Source organism: Microbacterium sp. (assembly GCF_035554235.1).
Taxonomy (GTDB): Bacteria; Actinomycetota; Actinomycetes; order Actinomycetales; family Microbacteriaceae; genus Microbacterium.
The window spans coordinates 1-18,861 of sequence record NZ_DATMIO010000270.1; the positions used below are offsets into that span (position 1 = coordinate 1).

The window sequence follows — 18,861 nt, forward strand, 5'->3', positions numbered from 1 at the left end:
GCACGGCTTCTGCTCCGTGCACCGGCGCTTCACCGTGGCGCAGATCGACCAGGCTCGCGCCGAGCACCCCGGCGTGCGCGTGATCGTGCACCCGGAGTGCCCGATGGAGGTCGTCGACGCCGCCGATGAGGCCGGTTCCACCGACTACATCCGCCGGGCGATCGAGGCGGCGACCGAACCCACCACCTTCGCGATCGGCACCGAGATCAACCTGGTGCAGCGCCTCGCCGCCCAGTACCCGCAGCACACGATCTTCTGCCTCGACGACGTGGTCTGCCCGTGCTCGACGATGTACCGCATCCACCCGGGCTACCTCGCCTGGGTGCTCGAGGGGCTGGTCGCCGGCGAGGTGCTGAACCGCGTCACCGTGCCGCAGGACGTCGCCGACCCCGCGCGTCTCGCGCTCGAGCGGATGCTTGCCGCGAGGCCGCCCGAGGTGGTCGCATGACCCGCGCCCTCATCGTCGGCAGCGGCATCGCCGGGCTGACGGTCGCGCTCCACGCCGTTCACACCGGAGTGGATGTCACCCTCGTCACGAAGGACGTGCTCGAGCACGCCAACACCCGCTACGCGCAGGGCGGCATCGCCGGTGTGATGTTCGACGACGATCGCGCCGCCGACCACATCGCCGACACCCTGCGGGCGGGGGCCGGCATCGCCGACCCCGAGGCCGTCCGCGTGCTCGTCGATGAGGGGCCCGCGCGGATCCGCGAGCTGGTCGCCCTCGGCGTCGCGTTCGACCGCGACGAGGAGGGCGCGTTCGTGAAGGGCCTGGAGGCCGCCCACTCCTACCCGCGCATCCTGCACGCGGGAGGGGATGCCACGGGCACGGCGATCGAGAAGGCACTGGTGGGCCGCCTTCGGGCCAGTGGCGCCCGCGTCATCGAGCACGCGTTCCTCGTCGACCTCGTGGTGGCCTCCGGCCGCGTCACCGGCGCCGACCTGCTCGTGGACGACCCGTCGACGGCGACGGGGACCGGGACGAGCCGCGTCGTGATCGAGGCGGATGCGGTCGTGCTGGCGACCGGCGGGGCCGGACAGCTGTACGCCCACACCACGAACCCGACGGTCGCGACGGGCGACGGCATCGCGGCGGCCCTGCGCGCCGGCGTGGCCGTGACCGAGCTCGAGTTCATGCAGTTCCACCCCACCGTGCTCGCGGCCGGGGAGCCGTTCCTGATCTCCGAGGCCGTACGCGGCGAGGGTGCGACGCTCATCGATGAGGACGGCTGCCGCTTCGCCTTCGATTTCCACCCGGACGGCGAACTCGCGCCGCGGGATGTCGTGGCACGCGCGATCGTCCGTCAGATGGAGCTGCAGGACGGACGCCCCGTGCGCCTCGACGCCACGGCGCTCGGCGCCGCCTTCCTCGCGAAGCGGTTCCCGACGATCGACGCGGCAGTGCGGGCGCGCGGGCTCGACTGGGCACGCGACGCGATCCCCGTGACACCGGCGGCGCACTACCTGATGGGCGGCGTGACGACCGATCTGTTCGGGCGAACGAGCCTGCCCGGGCTCTACGCCGTCGGCGAGGTCGCCCGCACGGGTGTGCACGGCGCCAACCGCCTCGCGTCGAACTCGCTGCTCGAGGGCGCGGTGTTCGGCGCGCGTGCCGGCTCGGTGATCGCGACCGATGCGGCCGGTGGTGCGTGGCCCGTAGCATCCGCTGCCCCCATCGTCACCGCTGCCCACCCGGTCCCTGCGCCCCACCCGGTGCCTGCGCCCCACCCGGTGCCTGCGCCCCACCCGGTGAGCGGTGCCTCCGGATTCTCACGCGCGGCCCTTCAGCGGCTGATGTGGGAAGACGCGGGTCTCGTCCGCGACGAGCCCGGCCTCGCGCACGCGGCGGCGGTGCTGGAGGCGTGGGCGTCGGCCGCACGCGCGCCCGTCACCGAGGCCGAGTTCGAGGACGAGAACCTGCTGGAGGTGGCGATCGCCCTCGTCGACGCCGCGCGGGCACGCCGCGGATCGGTGGGTGCCCACTTCCGTTCCGACGAGAACGTGGCGCACGATGGTGTGGATGCCGCATCCCCCTCGATCGGAGCCCCTGCATGCTGACGCGCACGATCATCGACCGCACCGTCGCGGCCGCGCTCGAGGAGGACGCGCCGTGGGGCGACCTCACGAGCGAGGCCCTGATCACTGCGGAGGCGACCGCGCGGGCGGAGCTCGTGGGACGCGAGACCGGCGTCTTCTCGGGCGGTGAGGTCTTCGCCGCGGCGTTCCGCCTCACCGATCCGCGCATCGAGGTCGAGCTCATCGTCGAAGATGGCGAGTTCTTCCCCGCGGGCACCACCTTGGCGGTCGTATCGGGCCCGGCTCGCGGCATCCTGACGGGCGAGCGCGTCGGGCTGAACTTCGCCCAGCGCATGAGCGGCATCGCCACGCTGACCAGCCTCTATGTCGCCGAGGTCGCACACACCGGCGCGCGCATCGCCGACACGCGGAAGACGACGCCCGGTCTGCGTGCCTTCGAGCGGCACGCGGTGGTCAACGGCGGCGGACACAACCACCGGCACTCGCTGTCGGACGCCGTGATGGCCAAAGACAACCACCTCGCGGTGCTCGCGCAGAAGGGCGTGTCGGTGACCGCGGCTCTGCAGGGCGCGATCGCGAGGCTCCCCCACACGACGCACGTCGAGGTCGAGGTCGATCGACTCGACCAGATCGACGCGGTGCTCGCCGCCGGCGTCGGCACGATCATGCTCGACAACTTCTCGCTCGGTGACCTGCGCCGCGGAGTCGAGCAGGTGGGCGGCCGCACCACGGTCGAGGCCAGCGGCGGGGTGTCGCTGGCGTCGGTGCGCGCGATCGCCGAGACCGGCGTCGACGTCATCTCGGTCGGGGCCCTCACCCACTCGGCGCCCGCGCTCGACCTCGGCCTCGACATCCGGATCGACGCCCCTTGAGCCGGCCATGAGCGTCCTCTACCTCGACAACGCGGCGACGACGCCCGTGCGCGCCGAGGTCCTCGAGGCGATGATGCCGTACCTCACCGGGGTCTACGGAAATCCCTCGAGCCACCACACCCTCGGCGAACGCGCCGCGCAGGCCCTCGCCGACGCGCGGGCCCGGATCGCCACCGTGCTCGGGATGCGGCAGGGCGACATCGTCTTCACCTCGGGCGGCACAGAGGCCAACAACCTCGCGGTCAAAGGGATCGCGATCGCCGCCCAGATCGGGCGCGACGCCGGCCACGTCGTCACGACGCCGATCGAGCACGAATCGATCCTGGAGTCGGTGGACTACCTCGCCCGGGTGCACGGCTTCGACGCCTCACGAGTGCGGGTCGACGCGACCGGGGTGGTCGATCCGGATGCCGTCGCGGCGGCGCTCCGCGAAGACACGGCCCTCGTCAGCGTCGGCTACGCGAACAACGAGGTGGGAACGATCCAGGATGTCGCGGCCATCGCCCGCGTGGCCCACGACCACGGGGCGCCCCTTCACGTCGACGCCGTCCAGGCGGCCGGCTGGCTGCCCCTTGCCGGCCTCGGCGCCGACGCGATCTCGATCGCGGGACACAAGATCGGCGCCCCGAAGGGCACCGGCGCTCTCGGCGTGCGCGGGCGCATCCCGGTGGAGCCGCTTCTGCACGGCGGCGGGCAGGAGCGCGGCCGCCGCAGCGGCACCGAGCACGTCGCGGGGGCCGTCGCCCTCGCCACGGCGCTCGAGCTTGCCGAGGCCGAGCGGGACGAGGCATCCGTTCGGGTCGCGCGCCTGCGCGACGCATTCATCGCGCGCGTGCTCGACCTCGTGCCCTCGGCCGCGCTGACCGGCCACCCCGTCGAGCGCCTGCCCGGCACCGCGAGCTTCACGTTCGCGGGGACGAGCGGAGAAGCCGTCCTCCTCGAGCTCGAACGCCGAGGGATCGTCTCATCGAGCGGGTCGGCCTGCGCCGCCGGAAGCGACGAAGCATCCCACGTGCTGGTGGCGATGGGCGTCGATCCGACGATCGCGCAGACCGCCGTGCGCTTCACACTCGCCCACGGTGCGAAGACGCCGCTGGACGCCGTCGCGGACGCGGTCGCGGCCTCCGTGGCCGCCGTACAATCGACCGGGTGACCCTCGCCCGAGCCACCGTGACCGTCATCGTGCCCGGCCATGATGTGGCACCGTACGCGCAAGAGGCCATCGACTCCCTGACCGCGCAGACCCTGACACACTGGCGCGCCGTGCTCGTCGACGACGCGTCGAAGGATGCCACGGGTGAGATCTTCGCCGCGGCCTGTTCGGCCGATCCGCGTTTCCGCGTCGTGACCCAGGACAGGCGGCGCGGCCTCGGCGCCGCGCGCAACGCGGGGCTCGACCTCGTCGACACGGAGTTCATCGGCTTCCTCGACGCCGACGATGTGCTGGAGCCGGGAGCGCTCGAGCGGCTCGTCGGGGTGCTGCGCCGCTCTGGCAGCGACTTCGCCGCGGGCGCGTACGTCCGTCTTCACCCGGAGGGCACGGGCTACACGCCGGGCCCGGTGCAGCCATGGGTGGCCGCCGCCACCGATCCGGAGCGACTCGGCACCACGATCGACGCGCACCCCGAGGCGACGTCGAACATCGTCGCATGGTCGAAGGTGAGCCGGCGCGCCTTCTGGGAACGGACCGGCCTGCGCTTTCCCGAGGGGATGCTCTACGAAGACCAGGTGCTGGCGCAGCGGATGTACGCCGCGGCGGATGCCTTCGACGTCGTGCCCGATGTCGTCGTGCAGTGGCGCATCCGGGCCGACGGGTCATCGATCACTCAGCGCGAGGCGGCGCTCGCGGTGCTGCACGACTGCCTCGACGCGATGGCTGCGGGCCTCGCGGTGCTGACCGACGGCGGGCACAGCGCCGCCGCGGCGGCACGGCGGCGCGCGATTCTGAGCATGGACGTACCCCGGCTCGCCGGAATCGCGACGGGACACCCGGATGCCGCCTACCGCAGCGCCCTCGGCGCCTTCACCCGCGACATCTGGGACGGATCCGGAGCAGAGCGCGACGGCCTGCCCGAGGCATCCGCCGCAGCCGTCGAGGACGCACGGGGCTGGTAGCCGCCCCCGCGCCCGGCGTCAGGCCGCACCTCCGGGTTTGGGGCGCGTCAGCGCCGCACACCCGGGTTTGGGGCGCGTCAGCGACATCGGGGCGCATCTCGTGCGCCCCAAAGGAGGGAATGCGCCCCAAACCCGGTTCCCCGCGCCCCAAGCCCGCGGCGCGCCGGTGTCGACGCGGCCCGAAGGAGGAAACGCGCCCCGAACCGAGGCATCCGCCGCAGCCGTCGAGGACCCACGGGGCTGGTACGCGCCCCGTCCCCGGCGTCAGGCCGCACACCCGGGTTTGGGGCGCGTCAGCGCCGCACACCCTGGTTTGGGGCGCGTCAGCGACATTGGGGCGCATCCCGTGCGCCCCAAAGGAGGGAATGCGCCCCAAACCCGGTTTCGTCGCGCGCGGAAAGATCGGCGCGCGCGGAAAGAGCGTCGCGCCCGGAAAGAGCGCTGCGCCCGACGGAGGAAACGCGCCCCGAGGGCGCGGTCGGTCAGCGTGCGTCGGGCAGCACCGGCGAGCCGAGGTCGTTCACATGCGGCCAGTCCGGCTCGACCGCGGGCGCATCGGTGACCGGCGAAGCCGCGTCGGTCGGCGAACGGTCCGCGCGGCGGTCGGGGTGGTCTGCGGGGGGCACCGATTCCTCGACCTCGAGGATGCGGGAGGCGGCCAACTGCTCCGCCGCGAGCTCGGAGTAGAGGCCGCCGGCCGCGAGAAGCGAGGAGTGGGTGCCGGTCTCGACGATGCGACCCCCGTCGACGACGTGGATGACGTCGGCGCCGATGACGGTGGACAGCCGGTGCGCGATCGACAGTGTCGTGCGTCCCGCCGCGGCGGTGTCGAGCGCCTCCTGAACGACCCGCTCCGACACCGTGTCGAGGGCGCTCGTCGCCTCGTCGAGAAGCAGCACCGGCGGATCCTTGAGCAGCACGCGCGCGATCGCGATGCGCTGCTTCTCGCCGCCGGACAGGCGATAGCCGCGCTCCCCCACGATCGTGTCGTAGCCGTGCTCGAACTGCTCGATGATGTGGTGGATGTTGGCCGCCCGGCACGCCGCGACCAGCTCCTCATCGGTCGCATCCGCCTTGGCGTAACGCAGATTCTCGCGGATCGTGGCGTGGAACAGATACGTCTCCTGGCTCACGATGCCGACGTGATCGATGATCGATTCCTGGGTGAGGCCGCGGACGTCCTCCCCCGAGAACAGCACCGTGCCGTCGGAGGCCTCGTACATGCGCGGGGTGAGGTAGATCACCGTCGTCTTGCCGGCGCCGCTCGGCCCGACGAAGGCCACGTGCTGCCCTGGTTCGGCCGTGAACGACACACCTCGGAGTGTCGGGCGCGAGTCGGCCGCGGCATCCGGATAACGGAACACGACGTCGCGGAACTCGATCTGCCCGACCGGACCCGGTGCCTGATCGACGCCGATCGCGTCGGGCGCGTCGCTGATCGCGGGCACCATGTCGAGGTACTCGAAGATCCGCGCGAAGAGGGCGGCGGATGTCTGGATGTCGAGCGCGACGCGCATCAGCCCGAGCAGCGGCTGCAGCAGCCGTGCCTGCACCGTCGTGAACGCGACGATGGTGCCAGCGGTGATCGCGTCGGTTCCCCCGGTGATGAGGTACCCCGACACGAGGTAGATCACGGCGGGCACGCTCGCGATCATGACGTGCACGACGCCGAAGAACCATTGCCCGCTCATCGCCCAGCGCACCTGCAGGCGCACCTGGTTGAGATTCTCGACGCGGTAGCGGGCGGATTCGGCGCGCTGCCGGTTGAACGACTTCGAGAGCAGGATGCCGGAGACGCTCAGGGTCTCCTGCGTGATGGAGGTCAGCTCCGACAGCGATTCCTGCGTCTCGCCGGCGATGCGGGCGCGCACCTGGCCGACCCGCCGCTGCACGATCACGAGGATCGGCATCATCACGATCGCGATGATCGTGAGCCGCCAGTCGATGAGGACCATCGCGACGACCGACGCGATCACGGTGACGACGTTTCCGAGGATGCTGGTCACGGTGTTGGTGAGAACCCCGGCCACACCCCCGACGTCGTTCTGCAGGCGCGACTGGATGACGCCGGTCTTGGTGCGGGTGAAGAAGCTCAGCTCCATCGCCTGGAGGTGCTCGAACAGGCGCACGCGCAGGTCGCCCGTGACCCGGTTGCCGACCGTCGCCGTGAGCCACGTCTGGATGACGCCGAGCCCCGCGCCGACGAGGAAAAGCAGCACCATGACGCAGACGAGGCGCAGCAGCAGCGCAAGATCGGGTCCCGAGCCGTCGACCGGGAAGAGCGCCCGGTCGAAGATCGCCTGTACGAGCAGGGGCGGGACCACCGCGATGGCGGCGCTGACGATGACGAGCAGCGCCGTGAAGGCGATCTGCACGCGGTATGGGCGAAAGAGCGCCACCACCCGCCGGCCGAGGTCGGGGATCTGCGGCGCCTGGGCGTTGAGCTTCTTCTGGGTCTCGACATCCACCGCGCGGAAGCCGCCCCCGCCTCGGGGCCCACCGCCCCCGCCGCCCATGCTCACGCAGTCAGCCTAGCCACGGGTCCGGACGATGGGGCCGAGTATGGTGGGGGCCATGTCCTCGACGCCCGATTCCCCCGCCCACGACGGCGACGATCTCGCGAAGCTGCGGGAGGAGATCGACGAGCTGAAGTCGCACTCGACGCAGGATCTCATCGACCCGCCTCTGGGCGATCTCGCGCAGGACGCGCCGGAGCCCGCGCCGACCGATGCGATCGGGTCGGAGCCTTCGTCAGAGGACGAGTAGCGACGGCGTCCGAGCGCTAGTCGGGACCGATTCCCGTCACGAGGTTGATGACGGTGGCGATGATGACGGTCGCGAAGATCCAGGCCAGCACGGTCTGACCGATCACGATCCGCCGGATCCCGTTCGTGCTGACGTTCGTGTCGGCGACCTGGTAGGTCATTCCGAGGCCGATCGCGAAGTAGATGAAATCCGTGTACATCGGCGCGGACCCGCCGTGGAAGTCGATGCCTCCGACGGGATCGTCGAAGTACACATGGGCGTAGCGGAGCATGTAGTTGGTCTGGATCAGGAACCAGGATGCCGCGACGCTGCCGACCGCGATCGTCGCCAGCAGCGCCGACTCGAAGAGCGGCGCCGACTTGGTCTGGACGAGCACGACGGCAACGGCCCCGAGGCTCGCGATACTGCCGATGATCGAGATGAGCCGCGACAGCCTTCGCCCCGGATCCTCCCGCGTGGCGTGCTCGCGTGTGCGCTCGGCATCCATCGGCCATGTGTAGATCAGGACCCACAGCACCACGATCATCGCCCCGGTACCCCAGCCGGCGAGCAGTCCGGCGGCCAAGCCCAGGGGCGGCGAGACCAGGATGCCGACGGCCACGCCGCTCGCGATCGACACCACGAACCGCCAGAGCACATCGGTTGGAAGAGAACTCGTGCGGGACATACGACGGATCTTTCCACGCCCGGACGGGAATGCCCTGTCGGTGCCCCCGGTTAGCCTCGAATGACGCCATCCCGGTGACGTCTTCGATGTGGCACCCCGAGGAGACCGATACATGACCGCAGCTACCGACAGCATCCGAATCTCCGCAGCGTCCACCTCCCCCACGGGCCTCACGTCCCGCGAGACGCGCGTCATCTGGCTCCTGCTCGGTGCGGCCTTCGTCGCGATCCTCAACGAGACCACGATGGGCGTGGCGATCCCGCACCTGATCACCGACCTCGGGATCACCGCCCTGGCCGCCCAGTGGCTGACGACCGCGTTCATGCTGACGATGGCGGTCGTGATCCCGGTGACGGGCTTCCTCCTGCAGCGCTTCACCACCCGCGCCGTCTTCCTCACGGCCATGAGCCTCTTCTCGCTGGGCACGCTTCTCGCGTTTCTGTCGCCGGGATTCCCGATGCTGCTGGTCGCACGCGTCGTCCAGGCTTCCGGCACGGCGATCATGATGCCCCTGCTCATGACGACCCTCATGACGCTCGTTCCGCCGCATGCGCGGGGGAGGATGATGGGCCGCGTGAGCGTCGTCATCTCGCTCGCACCCGCCATCGGCCCCACCGTCTCGGGCATCCTGCTCGACACCGTCGGCTGGCGCTGGATCTTCGGGCTGATCCTGCCGATCGCCCTCGTGGCGCTCGCCGCGGGTGCGCGCTGGATGGTGAACCTCGGCGAGACCTCGAAAGCGCCCATCGACGTCTGGTCGGTCATCCTCTCCGCCTTCGGCTTCGGGGGGCTGGTCTTCGGGCTGAGTCAGATCGGCGGAGCCGCCCATGGCGGAGACGCGTCGGCCGAGGCGCTCTCGACGACGACTCTCGTCACGTCGCTGGGCATCGGCGCCATCGCCCTGGGCCTGTTCGTGTGGCGCCAGCTGCGGCTGCAGCGGCGCGACGACGCGCTTCTCGACCTGCGGGTCTTCCGCTCCGCCAACTTCTCGATCTCGATCGTGCAGATGCTGCTCGTTTCGATGTCGTTCTTCGGAACGATCACCCTGCTGCCGATCTACCTGCAGGGAGTGCTCGGCGTCAGCGCGTTCGCGACGGGTCTCATCGTGCTGCCCGGCGCGCTCGTGATGGGGCTGCTCGGCCCGGCCGTCGGCCGCATCTACGACAACTACGGCACCCGCGTGCTGCTCGTCCCGGGCTCGATCATCTCGAGCGGCGTGCTCTGGTTCTACGCGACCCTCGGTCCCGCGACGCCCGTGTGGGCGATCGCGATCGCCCAGATCGTCCTCTCCGTCGGGCTCGCGCTCTCGTTCACCCCGCTGTTCACCGCTTCGCTCGGCTCACTGCCGCCGCGCCAGTACTCCCACGGCAGCGCGGTACTCGCGACCGTGCAGCAGGTGGCCGGCGCGGCCGGCATCGCCCTGATGGTGGCGATCCTCTCCGGTGTGTCCGCGGGCATGCTGGCCGACGGGGCGGTTCAGGTCGACGCGGATGCCGCGGGCTCGCAGGCAGCCTTCATGACCGCGGCGATCGTGTCGCTTCCCGCGATCATCGGGGCATTCCTCATTCGAAAGCCGGCGGATTCCATCGGCGCCCCGATGGCCCACTGACGCGACTGCGCGATCCCCGGCTCAGCTGGTCGAGCAGGAGGAGCCGCCGCAGCACGACCCCGCATCCGACTCCGGCGCGAGCAGATTGAGGCCGACGGGGGCCTGCAGGGGCGTGGCGGGGGTCTCGGTAGGAGTCGTCATGTCTCCAACATAGCCGCGCTCGCCGGACACGAGCTCCGCGACGCCCCGATCCGCACCGGGCCCGCGCATGCCTACCGATCCAGCGCGACGCCGCCGGTCTGGCACGTGGGGCAGTACTGGGCGGAGGCGCCTGAGAACGTCATCTCGCGGATGGTGTCACCGCACACCGGACACCGTTCCCCCGTGCGGCGGTGCACGGTGAGCGCCGCACGCTTGGCGGCCTTGAGATCGGCCGGCGGCACACCCCGCCGTGCCGCGGTGGCATCGAGGAGGATCCCGCGCATCGCGGCGTAGAGCGTCGCGACCTCGTCGTCCGACAGCACCGCCGCGTGCGTGACCGGCGAAATGCGCGCCGCGTGAAGGATCTCGTCGGAGTAGGCGTTGCCGATCCCGGCCACCGCGGTCTGATCCTGGATCAGCGCCTTGATCTGCTTCTTCCGCCCCACGAGGATGCCGGCGAAGCGGTCGAGCGCGAAGCCGGGATCGAGTGCGTCCGGACCGAGCTTGGCGACGGCGGGCACGTCGGACGCGCGATCAACGACGTGGATGGTGAGCGCCTTCCACTGGCCGGAGTCCGTCAGGTCGAAGCCGGTGCCGTCATCGAGCCGCACGCGGGCCATCAGTGTGGCCTCCCCTGCCCGCGTGATCCCCGCGGGGACGACGTCGTGCCAGATCACCCAGCCGTCGTGCCCGAAGTGCACGATGACATGCCGCACGGCACCCGCGGCGTCGAGCACGGCGATGTCGATCATCTTCGCGATGCGGGTGACTCCCGTGACGGTCGCGCCGACGAGATCGGCGGCACCGGCATCCGGGGTCTTGACGATCTTGCCGAGTGCGACGTCGACTCCGACGATCCGGCGCCCGCTCGCACGCGCGTCGAGGAAGGATGCGAGTTCGTGGACCTCGGGCGCCTCTGGCATGGCACCCATGATTCCACGGGGAACCGACGCCCGGCCGAATGGCGTCAGCGATCACCCGCTACGACGCCGTCGAGGCCTGAGCGAGCGCGTCCTCCGCGGCGACCCACGCGAGCATCGCGCACTTGACCCGGGCGACGTACTTCGACACGCCGCCGAGCGCGACGGCGTCGCCGAGCAGCTGCTCGTCGGGTTCGATCTGTCCCCGCGAGCGCATCGCGACGCGGAAGGCGTCGATGCGCGTCGTCATCTCAGCGGGAGTCAGGTGCTCGGCAAGGTCGGCAAGCAGCGACGCCGACGCCTGCGAGATGGCGCAGCCGCGGCCCTCCCAGCGCACCTCCTCGATCTCTCCGGCGTCGCCGAGGTGCAGCTCGAGCGTGATCTCGTCGCCGCACGTGGGGTTGACCTGATGCGAGCTTCCCGCTGCGTCGCCGCGGAGGCCGACGCCGTGCGGCGTGCGCGAATGGTCGAGGATCACCTGCTGATACATGCCCTGCAGATCGGACGAACTCACCGGGCACCTCCGAAGAAGTCGATCGTGTCGGCGACGCCGGCGAGCAGCTGGTCGACCTCGTCGGCGGTCGTGTACAGGTAGGCGCTCGCCCGGGTCGTGGAGGTGACGCCGAACCGGCGGTGCAGCGGCTGCGCGCAATGATGGCCGACGCGCACCGCGATGCCGCGGTCATCGAGGAACTGTCCCACATCGTGCGAGTGGATGCCGGCGACGTCGAAGCTCGCCAGGCCGACGCGTGGCAGCGGCGCGTCGCCGCCCAGCACCCGCACGCCGGGGATGACGGCGAGGCCGTCGACGAGGCGGCGGCCGACCTCGTGCTCGTGTGCGGCGATGCGCGGCATCCCGATCGCCGTCAGGTAGTCGATGGCCGCTGCCAGGGCGATCGCCTGCGAGACCCGCTGCGTGCCCGCCTCGAACCGCTGGGGCGGCGGCATGTAGGCCGCGGTCTCCATCGAAACCGTGGTGATCATCGAGCCGCCGGTGAGGAAGGGGGGCATCGCCGCGAGCAGTTCGCGGCGCCCGTAGAGGGCGCCGATGCCGGTCGGGGCGAGCATCTTGTGCCCCGAGAAGACGGCGAAGTCGACGTCCAGCGCCGTGACGTCGAGCGGCAGATGCGGCGCCGACTGGCACGCGTCCAGCAGCACGAGCGCACCGACCGCGTGCGCGCGGGCGATCACGTCCTCCACCGGATTGATCAGGCCGAGCACGTTCGAGACGTGGGTCACAGCGACGAGCTTCGCGCGATCGGTCACGATCTCATCGAGCTCGGCGAGCCTCAGAGTGCCGTCGTCCTCGAGCGGGATGAAGCGCAGTGCCGCCCCGGTGCGGGCGGCGAGCTCCTGCCAGGGGATGAGGTTCGCGTGGTGCTCGGCCTCGGTGACCACGATCTCGTCACCGGGTCCGAGGCGGAGGGCGGAGGCCGCCTCTCCCCCGCGACCGAGGCTGGCATTGGAGAGCGCGTACGCGACGAGGTTGATCGCCTCGGTGGCATTCGAGGTCCAGACGATCTCGTCGTCGTGCGCCCCGACGAACCGGGCAACGGTGGCCCTGGCATCCTCGAACAGCTCGGTCGCCTCCGCGGCGAGCGCGTGCGCACCGCGGTGCACGGCCGCGTTGTGCGCCTCGTAGTACGACCGCTCGGCGTCGAGCACGGCCAGCGGTTTCTGCGAGGTCGCGCCCGAATCGAGGTAGACGAGCGGGTGTCCGTTCACCTTCGTGGACAGGAGCGGGAAGTCGGCTCGGATGCCGCGGACCTCGGCATCTGTCAGGGGACCCGAGGTCGTGGCCGGCGCACTGATGGTCATCGTTCTAGCCTCTCGGAGACGGCGAGGCAGGGCAAACAGCCTGCACTCCGTCGCCAACGATAACCCTCCGGGACCCGCGGCTATTCCGTGGTCGCCGCGAACCATGGCGCGCGTGCATCCGACGGCGGTCAGACGGCGAATCGGTCAGGATCGGAGAAGCGTCGCCGAACCGCGCTGTCTAGCCTGGCATTGACGTCGCACCGATCGCGGCGTCGGGAGCACGCAACCCGCGAAGGAGCACGTGATGGGCACGACCGACACATCCGGTGGACTGACCAAGGAAGAGCGCGACGCCGTCAAGGACCGCGCGAAGGAGCTTCGCGAGGAGGCGAAGGCGGGCAAGAACCGCGCCGCCGGCGAGAAGGCGGTCCAGGATGCGATCAAGGACATGCCGAAGGGGGACGCCGAGATCGCCACGCGCCTGCACGAGATCGTGGCGGATGCCGCGCCCCAGCTGACCCCCAAGACCTGGTACGGCCAGCCCGCCTATGCAGACAAGGACGGCAAGGTGATCGCGTTCTTCCAGAGCGCCGCCAAGTTCAAGACCCGGTATGCCACGCTCGGCTTCAACGAGGACGCGAGCCTCGATGACGGTGAGATGTGGGCCACGTCCTTCGCGGTGACGAAGCTGACCCCTGCCGTCGAGAAGAAGATCACGGAACTGATCACGCGCGCGGCGGGCTGACCGCCGCGCACCGGAACGGCCAGGGTCGTGTGACCCTGGCCGTGTTCGGTGCAGGCTACTTGAAGGCGTCCTTGACGTCTTCGCCGGCCTTCTTCACGCCGGCTTTGGCCTGGTCCATGTCGCCTTCGGCCTCGAGGCGCTCGTTGTCGGTGGCTTTGCCCACCGCTTCCTTGGCCTTGCCCTTGAGGTCTTCGGCGGTGTTCTTGATCTTGTCGTCGACACCCATGTTCGTCTCCTTCGTGATGGCCGCGCCAGGGATCCTCCTCGCGGCTCGCATGCCATTTCACGTGCTCGGGGCGAACGCGTACAGGGGGTTGACGTCCGGCGATCCGCGATGTCTCATTCACCTCGCGCCCGGCGCCCCCTCGGCTTCCAGTAGCTCCTTCAGCCGCTGCAGGTGGTCGCCGTCTTCTTTCCTCAGTTCGGCGACCACCAGCGGGAGGAGCAGCTTCTTCGCGCCCCCCGCCTTGACATCGCAGAGCAGGTCGACGCGCGTGCCATCGGCTTCGGGCCGAAACGCATACTGATAGACGGTCTCGATTCCCTCGGTCAGGTTCTGCACGGCATACTTCTGACCCGGTTCGTAGGCGACGACCTCGAGCTCGGCGTGTTCTTCCTTGCCCCTCATCACGCGGGTCTCGCGGTAGCGCGTCCCCACGTGGATGGGTCCGTCGGTCAGCGTGACCATGCTCTTGACGGTCGGAACGACCCTGGGAGCATTCTCGGGCGCGGTGATGAATTCGAAAACGTCTTGCGGCGGACGGGAGATCCACTCGCTCATCTTGAACCCGGCCAATTTGCTCTCCTCGAGGTAGTGAGCAGGATGGGTTGCCGACATCGAGGGCGTGGCCTCACGCTACGCGAGGGTGCTCGCCACGTCGAGGGGGGGTCTACACGTTGAAGCGGAACTCCACGACGTCGCCGTCCTTCATGACGTACTCCTTGCCCTCGAGGCGGGCCTTGCCGCGGTGCCTGGCCTCGAGCACCGAGCCGGCATCCACGAGGTCATCGAACGAGATGACCTCCGCCTTGATGAAGCCCTTCTCGAAGTCGGTGTGGATGACACCGGCCGCCTGCGGGGCCTTCCAGCCCTGGCCGATCGTCCACGCGCGGGCCTCCTTGGGCCCGGCGGTCAGGTAGGTCTGCAGCCCGAGGGTGTCGAACCCGATTCTGGCGAGCTGGTCGAGCCCCGACTCGTCCTGGCCGGTGGACGCGAGCAGCTCGGCCGCATCCTCGGGGTCGAGGTCGATCAGCTCCGATTCGATCTTCGCGTCGAGGAAAACCGCGTGCGCGGGCGCGACCAGAGCTTCGAGGGCGTCTTTGGCCGCGGCATCCGTCAGTACCGCCTCGTCGACGTTGAAGACGTAGATGTAGGGCTTGGCGGTCAGCAGACCGAGTTCGCGGATCGGCGCGAGGTCGATTCCGGAGGAGGAGAGCAGGATGCCGCGCTCCAGCGCGTCCTGCGCGGCCTTGGCGGCCTCGAGCGCGGCGGGCTCTGCCCGCTTGGTCTTGACCTCCTTCTCGATGCGCGGCACGGCCCTCTCGAGGGTCTGAAGGTCGGCGAGCATGAGCTCTGCGTTGATCGTCTCGAGGTCATCCTTCGGGTTCACCGCACCCTCGACGTGCACGACGTCATCGTCGGTGAAGCCGCGCACCACCTGGGCGATCGCATCCGCCTCGCGGATGTTCGCGAGGAACTGGTTGCCGAGCCCCTCCCCCTCGCTCGCGCCGCGAACAATCCCCGCGATGTCGACGAACGACACCGTCGCCGGAAGAATGCGCTCCGAGTGGAACACCTCGGCGAGCTTCGCGAGCCGCGGATCCGGAAGGCTCACCACGCCCACGTTCGGCTCGATCGTCGCGAACGGATAGTTCGCCGCGAGCACGTTGTTCTTGGTCAGTGCGTTGAACAGGGTGGACTTGCCGACGTTGGGCAGGCCGACGATGCCGATAGTGAGAGCCACGGGCATCCAGTCTACGTGCGCGGGCACACGCGTCCGGAGGCCCGGCTCGGCGCGTCAGGGCCGAACCGCTCGGTACGCGCGGGTGACGTACGGCAGTTCGATCGTGGCCTCGCCGTGCAGCCCCATCTCGTCGAGGAGCGCCCCGAGCCCGGCCTCGATCATGGCGCGGTCGCCGGGTTCTGCGGTGATGATGTAGCTGCGCGAGCGCGCCATGTCGAGCATCGCGGCGCGGGTCATCGTGCGCGTCCAGTGCCACACCCGGCCCTCGAGCGCATCGAACGGGGCGCGGATGGGCGGATCGCCGCCCTCGAGCATCACCTCCGCGTGGCTGCCGTGCATGACCGCGGTGAGCCGGCGCACCCACGGGTCGGACTCGTCGCGCACATTCCAGATGAGTCCCAGGATGCCGCCGCTCCGGAGCACGCGGGCCGCCTCGAGCGAACCGGCGACCGGCTCGACCCAGTGCCACGCCTGGCCGAGCACGACGGCGTCGAGCGCGGCGTCAGGGAGCGGCAGGCGTTCGGCCCTGCCGACGAAGGTCGGGATGCCGGGCACGGCGTCGCGCAGGGCCGCGAGCATGTCCGGATCCGGATCGATCGCGACGACCTCGGCGCCGGTCGCGGCCACGGCACGCGTGAGCTTGCCGGTCCCGGCCCCGACATCGGCGACGCGAGGGCGATGCTCGTGCGAGGCGACGGGTGCCAGCATCCATTCGACGGCCTCGGCCGGATACTCGGGCCGACCCGATTCGTAGGTTCCGGCGGCGACGCCGAACGACGTGGACATCTCATCGCGACTGGCCATGCGTCGAGCCTACGACGAGCGCGGCGCGCCTACAGGGGGGTATGCGAACTCCGGGCGAGGCTGGCCCCGTGGCCCTGGACTTCACCGCGATCGACTTCGAGACGGCGAATTCCAGCCCCGCGTCCGCGTGCGCAGTGGGCCTCGCCCGCGTGCGGAACGGACGCATCGTCGCCACCGCCGGGTGGCTCATCCAGCCTCCGCCGGGACACGACGAGTTCCACGAGTTCAACACCCGCATCCACGGCATCCGCGTCGGCGACGTGGCGACGGCGAAGGGATGGAGCGCGCAGCTCGACGACCTGTGCGCGTTCGCAGGCTCCGACGTGCTCGTCGCACACAACGCCGGGTTCGATATGAACGTGCTGCGCCGGGCGTGCGCGGCCACGGGCGATTCATGCCCGCCCTACCGCTACCTCTGCAGCCTGCAGGTGGCGCGCAAGACGTATCGGCTCGATTCCTACCGGCTGCCCCTCGTGGCGGAGGAGGCCGGCTTCGGTCCGTTCCCGCACCACGACGCCGCCGCCGACGCCCTCGCGTGCGCGCACGTCGTCATCGATGCCGCTCGACGCGCAGGGGCCGCGGATGTCGGGGCCTTGGCCGACGCGATGAGCGTCAGGGTCTGCCGCATCGCGGTTGGGGAGGCGGTCACGGTGCCGCCGGCGGTCGACGCGCTGGCCGCGGTCGCCTGAATCCACGGGATGTCGGGGGCCACCGCCATCATGGGATCATGGACGCCCTCACCGCTTCGCTTCTCGCCGTGGCCTGCCTGGCCGCCGGCATCCTGGCCGGCTGGTTCGCGCGCGCGGCGCGCGCGTCGGAGGGCGCCGCCCGGTCCGAGGCCGGGCTGCTCGCGCGGCTCGCCGCCGCGGAGACATCTGCCGCGAGCCTGCGCGAACAGCTCGACGTGCGCACCGATGAGTATCGCGAGCTGATCGATCGGGCACGCCAAGACCACGCCGTGCAGAACGAGCGGGAACGGCGCGAGGCGGCCGTGCTGAGCGCCCTCTCCCCCGTGCGCGAGACTCTCGCCTCGATGCAGCAGAAGGTCGCAGAACTCGAGCGCGACCGGCACGCGCAGTTCAGCTCGCTCGCCGAGCAGCTTCGACGCGCGCACGAGTCCGACGAGTCGCTGCGGGCGACGACCGAATCGCTCGCGAGCGCGCTCCGGTCCAACACCACACGCGGTGTGTGGGGCGAGACGCAGCTGCGCCGAGTCGTCGAGGCGGCGGGTCTCACCCGGTACGTCGACTTCGACGTCCAGACGTCGGTGTCATCGGATGCCGGGGCGGGACGACCCGACATGATCATCCGGCTCCCGGGCGACAAGGCGATCGCCGTCGACGCCAAGGTCCCCCTCGACGCCTACCTCGAGGCCAGCAGCATCGCGCTCACCGCGACTGGTGACGAGGGAGCCCGCCGCAAGTCTCTGCTCGGCAAGCACGTGCGGGCCGTCCGCGCGCACGTCGATGCCCTCGCCAAGAAGGCGTACTGGGCCGGACTCTCATCGAGCCCCGAGTTCGTCATCTGCTTCGTCCCCAGCGAGTCGCTGCTCTCCGCCGCTCTCGAGGAGGATCCGACGCTCCTCGACTACGCCTTCTCCAAGCGCGTCGCGCTCGCCTCCCCCGTCAACCTGTGGGCGGTGCTGAAGACCGTCGCCTACACGTGGACGCAGCAGGATGTATCCGACGAGGCGAGGGCGCTCTTCGACCTCGGCAATCAGCTGTACGACCGTCTCGGCGGGCTCGCGCGGCATGCCGATGACCTGCGTCGCGCGATCGAGCGCACCGTCGACTCGTACAACAAGTTCGCGGGGTCGCTCGAATCGCGAGTGCTGGTCACCGCCCGGCGCTTCCCCGGTATCGATCAGACCAAGCTGGACGCCGTCGCCGCGCCCGCCGTCATCCACTCGGCGCCGCGACGCCTGTCGGCGGTCGAGCTGCTCGACGCGCTCGAACACGCGGACGACGAAGACCACGCCATCACCGCCGACGTGGGGCCGTTGCGGTCGCGACTGGACGACTGAGCGTCCCGCGCATCCGGCACCGACGCGCCGCGTCGGCTCAGGAACCTCCGGGGACGAAGCTGAGCAGCGCGATCACCGCCGCCGACACGGCGACGAACGCCCCGATCAGCCACCACGCGTTGACCTCGTGGTCTTCGTCGCGCCGCACCCGGAAGAGCACGTCTGCGCGCCGGGAGGGATCGACGATGATCTTGTGCGACCCGGTGCCGGTGGGGATCGACCCCGTGCTCGTCGGGATCGAACCCGTGCCCGGGGGAACTCGGGGCGCGGGGCTCGACGCGGACGAAGAGCCCGCGGGCGTCTGATCCGTCATTGCGTTCCTCCCACTGCACATCGTCGCCGAGCGGTGCGCGGCACCGTCCGACATCCATTGTGCCAGCAGGGCGTCGCCTCCCGCGCCCGACCCGCAGGAGCGGCGCGGGCGCCCTCAGGAGCCGCCG

The 18,861-nt window shown here is 70.4% G+C and carries 20 protein-coding genes; 10 read left to right on the forward strand and 10 right to left on the reverse strand.

Features of this window, described 5'->3' with window-relative positions:
- The 5 genes from VNT50_RS13550 to VNT50_RS13570 form a co-directional block, all read left to right on the forward strand.
- The coding region (locus tag VNT50_RS13550) for a quinolinate synthase NadA (protein ID WP_325485638.1) at positions 1 to 448 on the forward strand (448 nt) is incomplete at its 5' end.
- Positions 445 to 2,058, forward strand: coding sequence for an L-aspartate oxidase (nadB, locus tag VNT50_RS13555; RefSeq protein WP_325485639.1), 1,614 nt, complete (start codon positions 445 to 447; stop codon positions 2,056 to 2,058). The genes VNT50_RS13550 and nadB, both read left to right, overlap by 4 nt.
- A complete protein-coding gene (gene nadC / locus VNT50_RS13560) occupies positions 2,052 to 2,909 on the forward strand; it encodes a carboxylating nicotinate-nucleotide diphosphorylase (RefSeq protein ID WP_325485640.1) in 858 nt (285 codons plus the stop codon). Before nadB ends, nadC begins: the two co-directional genes overlap by 7 nt.
- Before the next feature lie 7 nt (positions 2,910 to 2,916).
- Positions 2,917 to 4,062 (forward strand): cysteine desulfurase family protein, encoded by a 1,146-nt coding sequence (locus VNT50_RS13565; RefSeq protein ID WP_325485641.1) that lies wholly within the window; start codon positions 2,917 to 2,919, stop codon positions 4,060 to 4,062.
- Positions 4,059 to 5,024 carry a glycosyltransferase family 2 protein gene (locus tag VNT50_RS13570; RefSeq protein WP_325485642.1) on the forward strand — a complete coding sequence of 322 codons (966 nt, stop codon included), beginning with the start codon at positions 4,059 to 4,061 and terminating at the stop codon, positions 5,022 to 5,024. The genes VNT50_RS13565 and VNT50_RS13570 overlap by 4 nt, the downstream gene beginning before the upstream one ends.
- A 482-nt stretch (positions 5,025 to 5,506) precedes the next feature.
- Here VNT50_RS13570 and VNT50_RS13575 read toward each other — a convergent pair whose 3' ends face one another.
- Positions 5,507 to 7,540, reverse strand: coding sequence for an ABC transporter ATP-binding protein (locus VNT50_RS13575; RefSeq protein ID WP_325485689.1), 2,034 nt, complete (start codon positions 7,538 to 7,540; stop codon positions 5,507 to 5,509).
- Positions 7,541 to 7,598: 58 nt separating this feature from the next.
- Between VNT50_RS13575 and VNT50_RS13580 the strand changes: the two genes are divergently transcribed.
- A complete protein-coding gene (locus VNT50_RS13580) occupies positions 7,599 to 7,790 on the forward strand; it encodes a hypothetical protein (protein WP_325485643.1) in 192 nt (63 codons plus the stop codon).
- Between the two features lie 16 nt (positions 7,791 to 7,806).
- On the opposite strand, the gene VNT50_RS13585 is transcribed toward VNT50_RS13580, so the two are convergent.
- Positions 7,807 to 8,457 (reverse strand): DUF1345 domain-containing protein, encoded by a 651-nt coding sequence (locus VNT50_RS13585; protein ID WP_325485644.1) that lies wholly within the window; start codon positions 8,455 to 8,457, stop codon positions 7,807 to 7,809.
- Positions 8,458 to 8,569: 112 nt separating this feature from the next.
- Between VNT50_RS13585 and VNT50_RS13590 the strand changes: the two genes are divergently transcribed.
- Positions 8,570 to 10,066: a DHA2 family efflux MFS transporter permease subunit gene (locus VNT50_RS13590; RefSeq protein WP_325485645.1), complete on the forward strand. Its 1,497-nt coding sequence runs from the start codon at positions 8,570 to 8,572 to the stop codon at positions 10,064 to 10,066.
- 212 nt (positions 10,067 to 10,278) lie between these two features.
- On the opposite strand, the gene VNT50_RS13595 is transcribed toward VNT50_RS13590, so the two are convergent.
- From VNT50_RS13595 to VNT50_RS13605, 3 genes are read right to left on the reverse strand one after another with little or no spacing between them, the layout of a single operon-like run.
- A complete protein-coding gene (locus VNT50_RS13595) occupies positions 10,279 to 11,130 on the reverse strand; it encodes an Fpg/Nei family DNA glycosylase (protein WP_325485646.1) in 852 nt (283 codons plus the stop codon).
- A gap of 58 nt (positions 11,131 to 11,188) precedes the next feature.
- Positions 11,189 to 11,617, reverse strand: a complete 429-nt coding sequence (sufU, locus tag VNT50_RS13600; protein WP_325485690.1) for a Fe-S cluster assembly sulfur transfer protein SufU — start codon at positions 11,615 to 11,617, stop codon at positions 11,189 to 11,191.
- Positions 11,618 to 11,637: 20 nt separating this feature from the next.
- Positions 11,638 to 12,945 (reverse strand): cysteine desulfurase, encoded by a 1,308-nt coding sequence (locus VNT50_RS13605; RefSeq protein ID WP_325485647.1) that lies wholly within the window; start codon positions 12,943 to 12,945, stop codon positions 11,638 to 11,640.
- Between the two features lie 244 nt (positions 12,946 to 13,189).
- On the opposite strand from VNT50_RS13605, the gene VNT50_RS13610 reads away from it, so the two are divergent.
- Positions 13,190 to 13,630 (forward strand): iron chaperone, encoded by a 441-nt coding sequence (locus tag VNT50_RS13610; protein ID WP_325485648.1) that lies wholly within the window; start codon positions 13,190 to 13,192, stop codon positions 13,628 to 13,630.
- A gap of 55 nt (positions 13,631 to 13,685) precedes the next feature.
- Here VNT50_RS13610 and VNT50_RS13615 read toward each other — a convergent pair whose 3' ends face one another.
- From VNT50_RS13615 to VNT50_RS13630, 4 genes are all read right to left on the reverse strand, one after another.
- Entirely contained in the window at positions 13,686 to 13,856 is a 171-nt protein-coding gene (locus VNT50_RS13615; protein WP_325485649.1) for a CsbD family protein, read from the reverse strand.
- Between the two features lie 117 nt (positions 13,857 to 13,973).
- Complete coding sequence (locus VNT50_RS13620; protein ID WP_325485650.1) at positions 13,974 to 14,426, reverse strand: SRPBCC family protein; 453 nt, start codon at positions 14,424 to 14,426, stop codon at positions 13,974 to 13,976.
- A 94-nt stretch (positions 14,427 to 14,520) separates the two neighbouring features.
- Positions 14,521 to 15,594 (reverse strand): redox-regulated ATPase YchF, encoded by a 1,074-nt coding sequence (gene ychF / locus VNT50_RS13625; protein WP_325485651.1) that lies wholly within the window; start codon positions 15,592 to 15,594, stop codon positions 14,521 to 14,523.
- Between the two features lie 54 nt (positions 15,595 to 15,648).
- Positions 15,649 to 16,398: a class I SAM-dependent methyltransferase gene (locus tag VNT50_RS13630; protein WP_325485652.1), complete on the reverse strand. Its 750-nt coding sequence runs from the start codon at positions 16,396 to 16,398 to the stop codon at positions 15,649 to 15,651.
- 68 nt (positions 16,399 to 16,466) lie between these two features.
- Between VNT50_RS13630 and VNT50_RS13635 the strand changes: the two genes are divergently transcribed.
- A complete protein-coding gene (locus VNT50_RS13635; protein WP_325485653.1) occupies positions 16,467 to 17,087 on the forward strand; it encodes an exonuclease domain-containing protein in 621 nt (206 codons plus the stop codon).
- 38 nt (positions 17,088 to 17,125) lie between these two features.
- Complete coding sequence (locus VNT50_RS13640; RefSeq protein ID WP_325485654.1) at positions 17,126 to 18,421, forward strand: DNA recombination protein RmuC; 1,296 nt, start codon at positions 17,126 to 17,128, stop codon at positions 18,419 to 18,421.
- Between the two features lie 37 nt (positions 18,422 to 18,458).
- On the opposite strand, the gene VNT50_RS13645 is transcribed toward VNT50_RS13640, so the two are convergent.
- A complete protein-coding gene (locus VNT50_RS13645; protein ID WP_325485655.1) occupies positions 18,459 to 18,734 on the reverse strand; it encodes a hypothetical protein in 276 nt (91 codons plus the stop codon).
- Positions 18,735 to 18,861 lie beyond the last annotated feature (127 nt).